Annotated in this window: 9 protein-coding genes; 5 read left to right on the top strand and 4 right to left on the bottom strand. The window is 64.5% G+C overall.

The features are described 5' to 3' along the window. The first annotated feature begins 95 nt into the window (after positions 1 to 95). The 3 genes from rdgC (at position 96) to sugE (ending at position 2,536) form a co-directional block, all read left to right on the top strand. Positions 96 to 1,016, top strand: a complete 921-nt coding sequence (gene rdgC / locus AC0SZ7_RS11555; protein WP_475504515.1) for a recombination-associated protein RdgC — start codon at positions 96 to 98, stop codon at positions 1,014 to 1,016. A gap of 145 nt (positions 1,017 to 1,161) precedes the next feature. Further along, on the top strand, positions 1,162 to 2,094 hold the full coding sequence (locus AC0SZ7_RS11560) for a bile acid:sodium symporter family protein (RefSeq protein ID WP_475504516.1): 933 nt from the start codon (positions 1,162 to 1,164) through the stop codon (positions 2,092 to 2,094). Positions 2,095 to 2,221: 127 nt separating this feature from the next. After that, positions 2,222 to 2,536 (top strand): quaternary ammonium compound efflux SMR transporter SugE, encoded by a 315-nt coding sequence (gene sugE, locus AC0SZ7_RS11565; protein ID WP_475504517.1) that lies wholly within the window; start codon positions 2,222 to 2,224, stop codon positions 2,534 to 2,536. Positions 2,537 to 2,539: 3 nt separating this feature from the next. On the opposite strand, the gene AC0SZ7_RS11570 is transcribed toward sugE, so the two are convergent. The 3 genes from AC0SZ7_RS11570 to AC0SZ7_RS11580 form a co-directional block, all read right to left on the bottom strand. Continuing rightward, entirely contained in the window at positions 2,540 to 4,414 is a 1,875-nt protein-coding gene (locus AC0SZ7_RS11570) for an MFS transporter (RefSeq protein WP_475504518.1), read from the bottom strand. 95 nt (positions 4,415 to 4,509) lie between these two features. After that, complete coding sequence (locus AC0SZ7_RS11575; RefSeq protein WP_475504519.1) at positions 4,510 to 5,658, bottom strand: TDT family transporter; 1,149 nt, start codon at positions 5,656 to 5,658, stop codon at positions 4,510 to 4,512. Between the two features lie 90 nt (positions 5,659 to 5,748). Next, on the bottom strand, positions 5,749 to 6,933 hold the full coding sequence (locus tag AC0SZ7_RS11580; RefSeq protein WP_475504520.1) for an MFS transporter: 1,185 nt from the start codon (positions 6,931 to 6,933) through the stop codon (positions 5,749 to 5,751). Between the two features lie 88 nt (positions 6,934 to 7,021). Here AC0SZ7_RS11580 and AC0SZ7_RS11585 point away from each other — a divergent pair, with 88 nt between their 5' ends. Both AC0SZ7_RS11585 and AC0SZ7_RS11590 read left to right on the top strand, forming a co-directional pair. Continuing rightward, the gene (locus AC0SZ7_RS11585) at positions 7,022 to 7,582 is read left to right on the top strand and encodes a TetR/AcrR family transcriptional regulator (RefSeq protein ID WP_475504521.1); all 561 of its coding nucleotides are present in this window, start codon (positions 7,022 to 7,024) and stop codon (positions 7,580 to 7,582) included. A gap of 163 nt (positions 7,583 to 7,745) precedes the next feature. Further along, complete coding sequence (locus AC0SZ7_RS11590) at positions 7,746 to 11,219, top strand: hybrid sensor histidine kinase/response regulator (protein WP_475504522.1); 3,474 nt, start codon at positions 7,746 to 7,748, stop codon at positions 11,217 to 11,219. On the opposite strand, the gene AC0SZ7_RS11595 is transcribed toward AC0SZ7_RS11590, so the two are convergent. Continuing rightward, positions 11,190 to 12,566 carry a DNA recombination protein RmuC gene (locus AC0SZ7_RS11595; RefSeq protein ID WP_475504626.1) on the bottom strand — a complete coding sequence of 459 codons (1,377 nt, stop codon included), beginning with the start codon at positions 12,564 to 12,566 and terminating at the stop codon, positions 11,190 to 11,192. The two genes, AC0SZ7_RS11590 and AC0SZ7_RS11595, sit on opposite strands and share 30 nt — an antisense overlap. Positions 12,567 to 13,534: the final 968 nt, after the last annotated feature.

Consider the following 13,534-nt stretch of genomic DNA (forward strand, 5'->3'; position numbering starts at 1 on the left):
TTTTCCAAGCCTTCCAAACACTTAGCGCAGGGTTGGCCTGCGCCCTCACACGGGACAATAATGCGCCCCTTATGTGCTGAGGAGTGATTCACCCCATGTGGTTCAAAAACCTGCTTGTCTACCGTTTGACCCAAGATATTCCTTTCGACGCCGAAGCACTGGAAACCGCATTGGCCACCAAGCCGGCCCGCCCCTGCGCCAGCCAGGAGCTGACCACCTACGGCTTCGTCGCTCCCTTCGGCAAAGGTGAGGACGCCCCCCTCGTTCACGTCAGCGGCGACTTCCTGCTGATCAGCGCCCGCAAGGAAGAGCGCATCCTGCCGGGCAGCGTCGTGCGCGACGCCGTCAAGGAGAAGGTCGAAGAGATCGAAGCCGAGCAGATGCGCAAGGTCTACAAGAAGGAGCGCGACCAGATCAAGGACGAGATCATCCAGGCCTTCCTGCCGCGTGCCTTCATCCGCCGCTCGTCCACCTTCGCCGCAATCGCCCCCAAGCAGGGCCTGATCCTGGTGAACTCGGCCAGCCCGAAACGCGCCGAAGACCTGCTGTCCACCCTGCGTGAAGTGCTGGGCTCGCTGCCAGTGCGCCCGCTGACCGTGAAGACCTCGCCGACCGCCGTGATGACCGAGTGGGTGAAGACCCAGCAAGCCGCGCCGGACTTCTATGTACTGGACGAGTGCGAACTGCGCGACGTCGAAGAAGACGGCGGCATCGTCCGTTGCAAGCGCCAGGACCTGACTGCCGACGAGATCCAGCTGCACCTGAGCACCGGCAAGCTGGTGACCCAGCTGGCACTGGCCTGGCAGGACAAGCTGTCGTTCGTGCTGGACGACAAGATGGTGGTCAAGCGCCTGAAGTTCGAAGAACTGCTGCAGGACCAGGCTGAAGAAGACGGCGGCGACGAGGCCCTGGGCCAGCTGGACGCCAGCTTCACCCTGATGATGCTGACCTTCGGCGACTTCCTGCCGGCGCTGTTCGAAGCGCTGGGCGGTGAAGAGTTGCCGCAGGGTATCTGATGCGGCCCTGACGTAAACGGCGGCCACTCCCCTTGTGGGAGCTGGCTTGCCAGCGAGCTTTTGGGGGGCATCAAAATCTCGCTGGCAAGCCAGCTCCCACGAAGCGAATCGCTGCCACCGCGAACCATAATAAGGAAACACCCCCATGCGCGCCCTGGCCGCCCTCAGCCGCTTCGTCGGCAATACCTTCGCTTACTGGGTCCTGCTGTTCGCCGTGCTCGCGTTCCTGTTCCCGCAATGGTTCATCGCCCTCAAGGTGCTGATCGTGCCGTTGCTGGGCCTGGTGATGTTCGGCATGGGCCTGACCCTGAAAATGGACGACTTCGCCGAACTCAGCCGCCACCCCTGGCGGGTGCTGCTGGGCGTGGTCGCCCACTTCGTGATCATGCCGGGCATGGCCTGGCTGCTGTGCCAGCTGTTCCACCTGCCGGCCGAGATTGCCGTAGGCGTGATTCTGGTGGGCTGCTGCCCTAGCGGCACGGCCTCCAACGTCATGACGTGGCTGGCGAAGGGCGACCTGGCGCTGTCGGTGGCGATTGCCGCGGTTACCACCCTGCTCGCCCCGCTGCTGACGCCAGCGCTTATCTGGTTGCTGGCCTCGGCGTGGCTGCCGGTATCGTTCATGGAAATGTTCTGGTCGATCCTGCAACTGGTGATGCTGCCGATCGTGCTGGGCGTGGTCGCCCAGCGCCTGCTGGGCGCACGGGTGCGCTACGCGGTGGAAGTGTTGCCGCTGGTGTCGGTAGTCAGCATTGTCATGATCGTCTGCGCCGTGGTGGCTGCCAGCCAGGCGAAAATCGCCGAGTCGGGGCTGTTGATCATGGCCGTGGTCATCCTGCACAACAGCTTCGGCTTCGTGCTGGGCTACTTCACCGGGCGCATGTTCAAGCTGCCCCTGGCCCAGCGCAAGTCGCTGGCGCTGGAAGTGGGCATGCAGAACTCCGGCCTGGGCGCCGCGTTGGCCAGCGCGCACTTCTCGCCGCTGGCGGCAGTGCCCAGCGCGCTGTTCAGTGTGTGGCACAACATTTCGGGGGCACTGCTGGCCACGTTCTTCCGCAAGATGAAGGACCGCCCATAGGGCTTGGCTTGCCCTGGGGCAGCAAATTGTGCACTATAATGCGCATCGACGGGACGACCCGGCGATGCGCATTTTTTATTGCCCAGGGGACGACCCCATCACTGAAACTGGATGATGGAGCGTGCTCATGTCCTGGTTGATTCTGTTCTTCGCCGGCCTGTTCGAGGTTGGCTGGGCCATCGGCTTGAAATACACCGAAGGCTTTTCCCGCCCCCTGCCTACCCTGCTCACCGTCGCCGCCATGGCGGCCAGCCTTGGCCTGCTGGGCCTGGCCATGCGCGACCTGCCGCTGGGCACTGCCTACGCCATCTGGACGGGCGTAGGCGCAGTGGGCACGGTGATCGCCGGTATCCTGCTGTTCGGCGAATCAATGGCGCCCATGCGCATCGCCAGCGTGGCGCTGATCATCACCGGCCTCATCGGCCTTAAAATCAGCGCCTGACGCTCAACGGCCGGCGCCGCGCAACTCGCTCACGCGTGCCCGCAGTTGCGCCGGCACGGCGTCATCGCCCTGCACCGGCTGCCCGGCAATCAGGATGACTCGCGACCACAAGCGGCGGAAAAAGCCCTTGGCCGGGTCGCGGCTGAAGAAACTGCCCCACAGCCCCTGCAACGCCAGCGGCACTACCGGCACCGGGGTTTGCTCCAGCACTTTGGTCACGCCGCTCTTGAACTCGTCGATCTCGCCATCGGTGGTCAGCTTGCCCTCGGGGAAGATGCACACCAACTCGCCATCGGCCAGGTACTGGGCAATACGCTGGAACGCCTGCTCGTAGATCTGCGGGTCTTCGCCGCGCCCGGCAATGGGAATGGCACCCGCCGTGCGGAAGATGAAGTTGAGCACCGGCAGGCGGAAGATCTTGTAGTACATGACGAAGCGAATCGGCCGCCGCACGGCGCCGCCGATCAACAATGCATCGACGAACGACACGTGGTTGCACACCAGCAGCGCCGGGCCCTCGTCGGGAATGCGGTCGAGGTCACGGTGCTCCACCCGGTACATGGAGTGGCTGAGCAGCCAGATCATGAAACGCATGGTGAACTCGGGGACAATCTTGAAGATGTAGGCGTTGACGGCAATGTTCATCACCGACACCACCAGGAACAACTGCGGGATCGACAACTTGGCCAGGCTAAGCAGCACAATGGAGACGATGGCCGACACCACCATGAACAGCGCATTGAGGATGTTGTTGGCGGCAATCACCCGCGCCCGCTCGTTCTCGGCGGTGCGCGACTGGATCAGCGCGTACAGCGGCACGATATAGAAGCCGCCAAACATGCCCAGGCCGAGAATATCCAGCAGCACCCACCAGGTGTGGCCGATGCCCAGCAAGGTCAGCCAGTCATTGGCCTGGGGCGCCTGGGCGAAATCGCCCGAGTGCCACCACAGCAACAGGCCGAATAGCGTCAGGCCGAACGAGCCGAACGGCACCAGGCCGATCTCCACCTTGCGCCCCGACAGCTTTTCGCACAGCACCGAACCCAGGGCGATACCCACCGAGAACACGGTGAGAATCAGGGTGACCACGGTTTCGTCGCCATTGAGCCAATCCTTGGCATAGGCCGGAATCTGCGTCAGGTAAATGGCCCCGACAAACCAGAACCACGAGTTACCCACCACCGAGCGCGACACCGCGGGCGTCTGGTTCAGGCCCATTTTCAGCGTGGCCCAGGACTGACTGAAGATGTTCCAGTCAATTTTCAGCTCTGGGGTATCGGCTGCCGCGCGCGGAATACCGCGGCTGGCCAAATACCCGAGCACGGCCACCCCGACAATGGCGGCGCTGACCAGCGGCGCGTAATGCGCCTGGGACATCAGCACCCCGGCGCTGATGGTGCCTGCCAGGATGGCCAGGAAGGTGCCCATTTCCACCAGGCCGTTGCCGCCCACCAGCTCTTCTTCGCGCAGGGCCTGGGGCATGATCGAATATTTCACCGGGCCGAACAGCGCCGAGTGGGTGCCCATGGCGAACAACGCCGCCAGCATCATCCACAGGTGGTCGAACATGAAGCCGGTAGCCCCCACCGCCATGATCACGATCTCGCCGATCTTGATCACACGGATCAGCGCGTCCTTGTTGAATTTCTCGCCGAACTGCCCGGCCAGCGCCGAGAACAGGAAGAACGGCAGGATAAACAGCAACGCGCACAGGTTGACCCAGATGGAGCGGTCGCCGCCAATGCTCAATTTGTAGAGGATGGCCAGGATCAACGACTGCTTGAATACGTTGTCGTTGAAGGCACCCAGGGATTGGGTAAGGAAAAACGGCAGGAAGCGCCGCTTGCCCAACAGGTTGAATTGCGAGGGGTGACTCATCGTCCTTGCACCTTGGTGGCGCCGTTTGCGGCGTAGGCTTTTAGCATTGGATGCGGCCTGCTGCCGTGCAAGCCACATCCGCCAGCCTAGATTACCTAAAGTTTCCGAGCAGCGATGCACGGCGATACAAACAGCTCGCCGCGCCAGGCACCGCCCAGGGTGCGCACCATTACCACCGCCCACAGCATGGCCAGGCAGGCCACCAGCCCCTGGCCGCACCAGGTAAAGAAGCCCAGGTGCAGCACGTTACCCAGGCGCAGGGTGGCCAGGGTGTACACGCCCAGCGGGAAGATGAACGCCCACCAGCCCAGGTTGAACGGCATGCCGCTGCGCAGGTAGCGCACGGTAATCAGCACCGCCAGCAGCATCCACCACAGGCCCATGCCCCAGAGGATCACCGCGCTGACCACGCCCAGGCCATCGATCATGCTGCCCACGCCTGGCAGCACGCCGGCGCCTGCGAATATCGCCGGGGCGTCGCTGCCCAGCAGCAACATGCCCAGCGCGCCTGTACCGATGGGGCCCAGCGCCAGCCAGCTGGAGGCTGCCATGCTTTCATGCGGAAGCTTGTGCAGGGCCATGCGCAGCACCAGGATAGTGAGGATGGCGAACGCCACCGGCACCGAGAACGCCCACAGCACGAAGCTGGTGATGAGCATGCCAAACTGTGCGGCGGGGTCAAGCAGGTGCGGGGCCAGCAAGCCGCCGCTGGCTGCGGCCACCTCGGCCGCCACTACCGGCAGCAGCCACACGGCAGTCATCTGGTCGATACTGTGCTGCTGGCGGGTGAACATCAGGAACGGAATGCCCACGCCGCACAGCAGCGACAAGGCCACGTCCAGCCACCATAGCCCCTGCAACCAAGGCAGCGCAGCGTTGCCGACTGCGGGCAAGGCGAACAGCACGAAGCCATTGATCAACGTGGCCAGGGCCATGGGGATGGTGCCGATGAACATCGACACGGTGGAATGCCCGAAAATGCGCCGCGCCTCGTCGAAGAACAGCACCCAGCGCGCCCCGTACAGTGCGGTGAACACGCCAAACAGCACGGCGGCCAGCAGCCACAGGCCATGCGCCAGGCCATGCACCAGCGGCCAGCCGGCCGGCAGCTGCGCCAAGGCCAGGGCCAGCACACCGGTGCCCATGACCACGGCGAACCAGTTGGGGGTGAATTGGCGAATCACTTCGCGGGGGTGCTGAAGCGCACTGAACGGCCGGGTGGCCAGGGGAATCGGGCGGTGCATGGTAGGGTCTCCTGTCCTCGTGTGAGGTCAGGCCATGCTAGCCGTCCTTGGCTTATCTGCTAAACGGGTAGTTTCGCTATAGGTCATCGATTATGCCGATATGGCCCGCGCATCGCGGCGTAGCCACATGCCCAGCAGCGCTGCCAGGCACAAGGCAATCTGCAACAGCCCGTAGCCGTCACTGGTGGCCAACAAGCCAACGCTGCGCACCATGAACCCCGCCAGAATGGCCGGCACGCAGAATGCCAGGTAGCTGAGCACGTAGAACGTCGACATCAGCCCGGCGCGCTCATGGGCATGGGCCAGCGGCAACACGCTGCGGGCCGAGCCGAGGAAGCCGCTACCGAACCCGGCACCGGCGATGACCGCCCCCATGAAGAACAGCACCAGCACCTGCTGGTTCGCCGCCAGCAGCACCAGCGCCACGCCGATCGGCAGCAGCACTGTGCCCAGGCGCAGCACCTTGTCGGCCGCGCTGGCGCGCAGCGCGTAGATGGCGGCGGCGCCGCTGAGAGTGAGTGTGGCGACCAGCGCCCCACCGATCAGGTTGGACGTGGAGCCGGTGGCCGCGCGCACCAGCGACGGCGCCAGGGACAGGAAAAAGCCACCGGTCATCCACACCGCAGTATTCACCGGCAGCATGCGCCACACCGCCGCGCGGGCCTGGGGTGGCACCGCCAGGCGCGGACGCAGCGAGGCCAGCGCGCCGGGCTGGGCGCTGACGCTTTCCGGCAGCCACACCAGCAAACCCGCCTGCACCACCAGCAACACCAGCAGCACCATGTACACCAGGCTCATCGGCATGGGCGCGTACTGCACCAGCAGGCCACTGCCCAAAGCGCCCAAAGCCATGCCCAGCAGCGGCGCCAGGCTGTTGAGCAACGGGCCTTTCTGCCGGTCGTTATCCAGCAGCGCAGCGCCCAGCGAGCTGGTGGCCATGCCGGTGGCGAAACCCTGCAGAATACGTGCGGCCAGCAGCCAATTGACGTCACGGGCGTAGATAAAGCCCAGCATCGACACCATGTTCAGCACCAGCGCCATGCGCAGCACCGGGCGCCGGCCGATATAATCCGACAGCGCGCCCACGGTCAGCAGCGCTGCCAGAAGCGCCAGGGCATAGACGCCGAAGATCATCGTCAGCATGCCCGGCGAAAACTGCCAGGCTTCCTGGTACAGGTGATACAGCGGTGTTGGCGCGCTGGAGGCAGCCAGGAAGGTCAGCAGCACCACCGAGAGGTAGGCCAGGCTGTTTCTCGCAGAGAAGACGTTGGACATGGCGGGCTCCGTAAAGCTAATTTATTGCGTTAGTGGAGTCTGCACCTGCCTGGGGCTTAAAGCAAACGCTTTGTGTTAAGGTATATGCATGGCTATCAAAGAAGGTATTCGCACGGGCGGCCGCAGTGCCCGTGTGCAAGAGTCTGTACACGCGGCCGTCCGCGCCCTGCTGCAAGAGCAGGAGCGCGACACCCTCACCGTGCCGCTGATCGCCAGCCGCGCCGGCGTCACCCCGTCGACCATCTACCGGCGCTGGGGTGAACTGGCCGCGTTGCTGGCCGACGTCAGCCTGGCGCGCCTGCGCCCCGACAGCGACCCGGCCGACACCGGCAACCTGCGCGACGACCTGCTGGCCTGGGCCGAGCAGTACCTGGACGAGATGAACTCGGCGCCGGGGCGCAACATGATGCGCGACTTCATTGCCAGCGGTTGCTCGTTCCAGTGCGCCACCGTGCTGCGTGGCCAGTTGCAGACCATCATCGAGCGCGCCCGGGTGCGTGGCGAAACCGCACCCGACGCCGACCACCTGCTGAACCTGATCGTCGCCCCGGTGGTGTACCGCATCCTGTTTGCCGAATCGGCGCCCAGTGTCGAGCAGATGCACGAGCTGGTGGACCTCAGCCTGACCTGCGACCTTCGTCGTCGCTGACGCCGCGCCCTGCGGCGTGCGAGACTGGCACAACACGCTACCCCCGTAGCAGCGGCCACCAGGCCGCGTCCTGGCCCACGCGGTCTTCCTGACCTAGCGCGTCGCCGGTGACGCGGCCTGTGGCCGCTGCTACGGGGGCCCTTCCTTTGCATCGGAGCCTTTGATGTCGCTGTCCAGCGGGCTGATCGCCGCAGTCGCCCTGGCCTACATGGCCGTCATGTTCGCCATTGCCTTCTACGGCGACCGGCGCGCCACGCCGCTGTCGCCGCGCCTGCGTGCCTGGGTGTACAGCCTGTCGCTGGCGGTGTATTGCACCAGCTGGACCTTCTTCGGCGCCGTGGGCCAGGCTGCCGAGCAGCTGTGGGCGTTCCTGCCCATCTACCTGGGGCCGGTGCTGCTGATGGTGTTCGCACCCTGGGTGCAGCAGAAGATGATCCTGATCAGCAAACAGGAAAACATCACCTCCATTGCCGACTTCATCGCCGCCCGCTACGGCAAGTCGCAATCACTGGCGGTGGTGGTGGCGCTGATCTGCCTGGTGGGCGTGCTGCCCTACATCGCCTTGCAGCTCAAGGGCATCGTGCTGGGCGTGAACCTGCTGATCGGTGCCGGCGCCGATGCCAGCGGCACCCGCGTACAGGACACCGCCCTGGTGGTGTCGCTGGTGCTGGCGCTGTTCACCATCGTCTTCGGCACGCGCAGCCTGGACGTCACCGAACACCACCGCGGCATGGTGCTGGCCATCGCCTTCGAGGCGCTGGTCAAGCTGCTGGCCTTCCTCGGCGTGGGCGCCTTCATCACCTACGGGCTGTACGATGGCTTCGACGACTTGCTCAGCCAGGCCCGCCTGGCGCCGCGCCTGGAAACCTATTGGCAGGAAACCATCAACTGGCCGTCCATGGTGGTGCAGACCAGCGTGGCGTTGATGGCAATGATCTGCCTGCCCCGCCAGTTCCACGTCACCGTGGTGGAGAACATTGAGCCCCAGGACCTGCGCCTGGCGCGCTGGGTGTTCCCCGCCTACCTGGTTCTGGCCGCGCTGTTCGTGGTGCCGATCGCCCTGGCAGGGCAGCTGCGCCTGCCCAGCTCGGTGATTCCCGATTCATTCGTGATCAGCCTGCCCCTGGCCGAGTCCCACCCTGCCCTGGCGCTGCTGGCGTTCATCGGTGGCGCGAGCGCCGCCACCGGCATGGTCATCGTCGCCAGCGTGGCGCTGTCGACCATGGTCTCCAACGACATGCTGCTGCCATGGCTGCTGCGCCGCCAGAGCGCCGAGCGGCCCTTCGAAGTATTCCGCCACTGGATGCTGTCGGTGCGCCGCATCAGCATTGTGATGATCCTGTTGCTGGCCTACGTCAGCTACCGCCTGCTGGGCAGCACCGCCAGCCTGGCCACCATCGGCCAGATCGCCTTCGCCGCCGTGGCCCAGCTCGCCCCGGCCATGCTGGGCGCGCTGTATTGGAAAAAGGCCAACCGCCGTGGCGTGTTCGCCGGCCTCGCGGCCGGCACCTTTGTGTGGTTCTACACCCTGGTGCTGCCGCTTGCGGCCCATAGCCTGGGGCTGTCGCTGCACCTGTTCCCGGGGCTGGCGTGGCTGCACGACGACGCCATGGGCCTGCCGATCACCCCGCTCACCCTGGGTGTAGTGCTGTCGCTCGCCGGCAACTTCACGCTGTTCGCCTGGGTCTCGGCGCTGTCGCGTACAAGGGTCTCCGAACACTGGCAGGCCGGGCGTTTCATCGGTCAGGAAACCAGCGCCCGCCCCGGTGGCCGGCTGCCGCTGTCAGTGCAGATCGAAGACCTGCTGACCCTGGCCTCGCGCTTCGTCGGCGAAGAACGTGCACGCCAGAGCTTCATCCGCTTCGCCTACCGCCAGGGCATCGGCTTCGACCCCAGCCAGAGCGCCGACAACGACTGGATTGCCCACACCGAGCGCCTGCTATCCGGCGTGCTGGGCAGCTCGTCGACCCGCGCCGTGGTACGCGCGGCCATTGAAGGCCGCGACATGCAGCTGGAAGATGTGGTCAAGATCGCCGACGAAGCCAGCGAGGTGCTCCAGTTCAACCGTGCGCTGCTACAGGGCGCCATCGAGAACATCAGCCAGGGCGTCAGCGTGGTCGACCAGTCCCTGCACCTGGTGGCCTGGAACCGTCGTTACCTGGAGCTGTTCAACTACCCGGACGGCCTGATCAGCGTCGGCCGCCCCATCGCCGACATCATCCGCTACAACGCCGAGCGCGGCCTGTGCGGCCCCGGCGAAGCCGAAGTGCACGTGGCCCGCCGCCTGCACTGGATGCGCCAGGGCCGCGCGCACACCTCCGAACGGCTGTTCCCCAACGGCCGGGTGATCGAACTGATCGGCAACCCCATGCCCGGCGGCGGCTTTGTCATGAGCTTCACCGACATTACCGCGTTCCGCGAGGCCGAACAGGCCCTGACTGCCGCCAACGAAGGCCTGGAACAACGCGTTGCCGAACGCACCCACGAGCTGTCGCAGCTCAACCAGGCGCTGACCCTGGCCACCAACACTGCCGAGGCCGCCAACCAGTCCAAGACGCGTTTCCTCGCGGCCGTTAGCCATGACCTGATGCAGCCACTGAACGCTGCGCGGCTCTTTTCCGCCGCGCTGTCACACCAGGGTGACGGCCTGTCTGCCGAGGCCCAGCAACTGGTGCAGCACATGGACAGCTCGCTGCGCTCGGCTGAAGACCTGATCAGCGACTTGCTGGACATCTCGCGCCTGGAAAACGGCAAGATCACCCCCGACAGCAAACCTTTCGCCCTGGGCGACCTGTACGAAACCCTGGGGGCCGAATTCAAGGCACTGGCCCAGGAGCAAGGGCTGGAGTTTCACCTGCGCTCGTCGAAACTGCGGGTGAACAGCGACATCAAGCTGCTGCGGCGCATCTTGCAGAACTTCCTGACCAACGCCTTCCGCTACGGCAAGAGCCCCATCCTGCTGGGCGTGCGCCGCCAGGGCGACACCCTGAGCCTGGAGGTGTGGGACCGCGGCCCGGGCATTCCCGAGGACAAGCTGCAGGTGATTTTCGAAGAGTTCAAGCGCCTGGACAGCCACCAGACCCGCGCCGAGAAAGGCCTGGGGCTGGGCCTGGCGATTGCCGACGGCCTGTGCCGAGTGCTGGGCCACCGCCTGCAAGTGCGCTCGTGGCCGGGGAAAGGCAGCGTGTTCAGCGTGCAGGTACCGCTGGCGGCCGCCGAGACCAGCGCGCCGGTGGTTGCCGCAGCCAGCAAGGGCCAGGACCTGACCGGCCTGCATGTACTGTGCGTGGACAACGAAGACAGCATCCTGATGGGCATGAACAGCCTGCTCAGCCGCTGGGGCTGCCAGGTGTTCACCGCGCGCGACCGCGCCGGTTGCAGCCGCCTGCTGCAGCAGGGCATGCGCCCGCACCTGGCGCTGGTGGACTTCCACCTGGACGAAGGCGACACCGGCCCGCAACTGATGGCCTGGCTGCGCGCACATTTGAACGCGCCGTTGCCGGGCATGGTCATCAGCGCCGACGGCCGCCCCGAGATACTGGCCCAAGTGCATGCCGCCGGCCTCGACTACCTGGCCAAGCCAGTGAAGCCGGCGGCGCTGCGGGCGCTACTGAACCGGCACCTCAGCCGGCAGTGACGCGCCCTCGGCGTCGGTCATGGCACGTTCCAGCAGGTCGGCCGGCAGGCTCTTGCTGGCGCGGGCGCCCAGCAGCTTGAGCTGCTCGGTGCGGCTCACCAGGTTGCCGCGGCCGTCGGTTAGCTTGTTGCGCGCCGCGCTGTAGGCCTTGTCCAGTTGCTGCAGGCGGTTGCCCACCTCGTCCAGGTCCTGGATGAACAGCACGAACTTGTCGTACAGCCACCCGGCGCGCTCGGCGATCTCCCGGGCGTTCTGGCTCTGGCGCTCCTGTTTCCACAGGCTGTCGATCACGCGCAGGGTAGCCAGCAGCGTGGTCGGGCTGACAATCACGATTTGCCGGTCGAATGCTTCCTGGAACAGGTTGGGTTCGGCCTGCAACGCCGCCGAAAACGCCGCCTCGATAGGCACGAACAGCAACACGAAATCCAGGCTATGCAGGCCTTCCAGGCGGTTGTAGTCCTTGCCCGACAAGCCCTTGACATGGTTGCGCAGCGACAGCACGTGCTGCTTCAGCGCCGCCTGCGCCACCGCCGGGTCGTCGGCACTGATGTATTGCTGGTAGGCGGTGAGGCTGACCTTGGAGTCCACCACCACCTGCTTGTCGCCCGGCAGCATGATCAGCACGTCCGGCTGGAAACGCTCGCCGTCGGGGCCCTTGAGGCTGACCTGGGTTTGATACTCGCGGCCCTTCTCAAGGCCTGCGTGCTCAAGTACCCGCTCCAGAATCAGCTCGCCCCAGTTGCCCTGGGTTTTTTGCCCCTTGAGTGCCTGGGTCAGGTTGGTGGCCTCGTCGCTCAGGCGCTGGTTCAGCTGCTGCAGGCGCTCCAGTTCCTTGCCCAGGGAGAAACGCTCGCGAGCCTCCTGCTGGTAGCTTTCTTCCACCCGTTTCTCGAACGACTGGATGCGCTCCTTCAACGGGTCCAGCAGCTGCCCCAGGCGTTGCTGGCTGGTCTCGGCGAAGCGCTGCTCACGCTCATCGAAGATTTTCCCGGCCAGCTCGGCAAACTGCGCGCGCAGCTCGTCGCGTGAACCCTGCAGGTCGGTCAGGCGTTGCTGATGGCTGTCCTGTTGCTCGCGCAATTCTGCCTGCAGGCCGGCGCACTGGGCGTCCAGGCGGCGCAACTCCACCTCTTTGCCATTGCGCTCCAGGCTCCAGGCATGGGCGGCGTCGCGGGCGTTATCGCGCTCTATCTGCAACAGGTCCAGCTCGCGCGCCTGGGCGGCCAGTTCGGCCTGCTTCACCGCGTTGGCCTGGGACAGGTCGCTGATCTCGTCGCGGCAGGCATCCAACTGCGCACCCAGGCCATCCTGGGCCAGTTGGGCGGTGGCCAGGCGCTCCTGGCACAGGGCCGACTCGGCGCCCAGCGCGCTCAGGCGCCGTTGTATCTGCCAGGCCAGCGCCAAGCTGGGCGCCCCTGCCAGCAGCAGGCCAAGCAACAGGCTGGTGAGGTCAAATGCCATTTCAAATTCCACCGCGTTCTAACAAAGGTCACAGTCTGAGCGAAGCGACGACTGGCGGCAAACCGGACAGCTGCCACACCTCCGGTCGGGCGGTAGCCGCACATTTTTTCACCGGTCGGGAAAAAAATTTTCGAGGCTTGCCGAGGAAAAAATCACCCCTTCCGGCATTGACATAATCCGATGAACACTTGGTAAGAAAGATGAAATATCCGGGTACGCCCGTGCTAGAGCAAGCGCTCGGGACAATCCACAGAAGCTGTGGATAAGTCAGTGGACAACCCCGCTTCCGTGCCCGCAAACCCTTGTAGAATAGGGCCTCCAGTCAAACTGTCGATTTTTTCACCAGTTAAAAAAAGCGTTTTTTTTCATTGACTTAAATTTTCAATGCGGCGTAGGGGAACTTTCGGCAAGGGCTTTGCAGGGGTATGACGTTTCGATTGCAGCGTGTGCACAACCGCCCCGAATGAAGGCATCGGGCCGCACCATTATCGTACCGGGTGTCAAGTACGGGGCGAAAAACAGCGGCCAGAGGGGCTTCCCACATTGGTTTTTTGAAGGCAAACTGGTCTGCTGACGATCTGGCAGAGGTAACGGGTTTTCAGCCTTTCGCTCATACAGCGGGTAAATTGAAAAACCGCTTGCAAGTCACGCAACCTATCGGTTAGTCTTGGCACTGTTAGTACCAAGCTGAAAGTCAATTTTTGGTCGATACAGTCCTCCAGCACGTCGTTCGCAGCTAAGCGAACCCCCTGCTGACACAGCGGACCGACCTACTCGATGGTTTCCAGGTAAACACTTCACGAGCCGTGGCCGATGCCAGGTATCGCTGACAAGCCTCTTTACTCTGACCTAAC

The sequence above is a fragment of the Pseudomonas sp. JC1203 genome, from assembly GCF_056175065.1.

Excerpts from the sequence above, each read along its gene's own strand:
- AC0SZ7_RS11580 (WP_475504520.1), bottom strand. The coding sequence starts at position 6,933 with ATGTCCAACGTCTTCTCTGCGAGAAACAGCCTGGCCTACCTCTCGGTG.
- rdgC (WP_475504515.1), top strand. The coding sequence starts at position 96 with ATGTGGTTCAAAAACCTGCTTGTCTACCGTTTGACCCAAGATATTCCT.
- AC0SZ7_RS11570 (WP_475504518.1), bottom strand. The coding sequence starts at position 4,414 with ATGAGTCACCCCTCGCAATTCAACCTGTTGGGCAAGCGGCGCTTCCTG.
- AC0SZ7_RS11590 (WP_475504522.1), top strand. The coding sequence starts at position 7,746 with ATGTCGCTGTCCAGCGGGCTGATCGCCGCAGTCGCCCTGGCCTACATG.
- AC0SZ7_RS11585 (WP_475504521.1), top strand. The coding sequence starts at position 7,022 with ATGGCTATCAAAGAAGGTATTCGCACGGGCGGCCGCAGTGCCCGTGTG.
- AC0SZ7_RS11560 (WP_475504516.1), top strand. The coding sequence starts at position 1,162 with ATGCGCGCCCTGGCCGCCCTCAGCCGCTTCGTCGGCAATACCTTCGCT.
- sugE (WP_475504517.1), top strand. The coding sequence starts at position 2,222 with ATGTCCTGGTTGATTCTGTTCTTCGCCGGCCTGTTCGAGGTTGGCTGG.
- AC0SZ7_RS11575 (WP_475504519.1), bottom strand. The coding sequence starts at position 5,658 with ATGCACCGCCCGATTCCCCTGGCCACCCGGCCGTTCAGTGCGCTTCAG.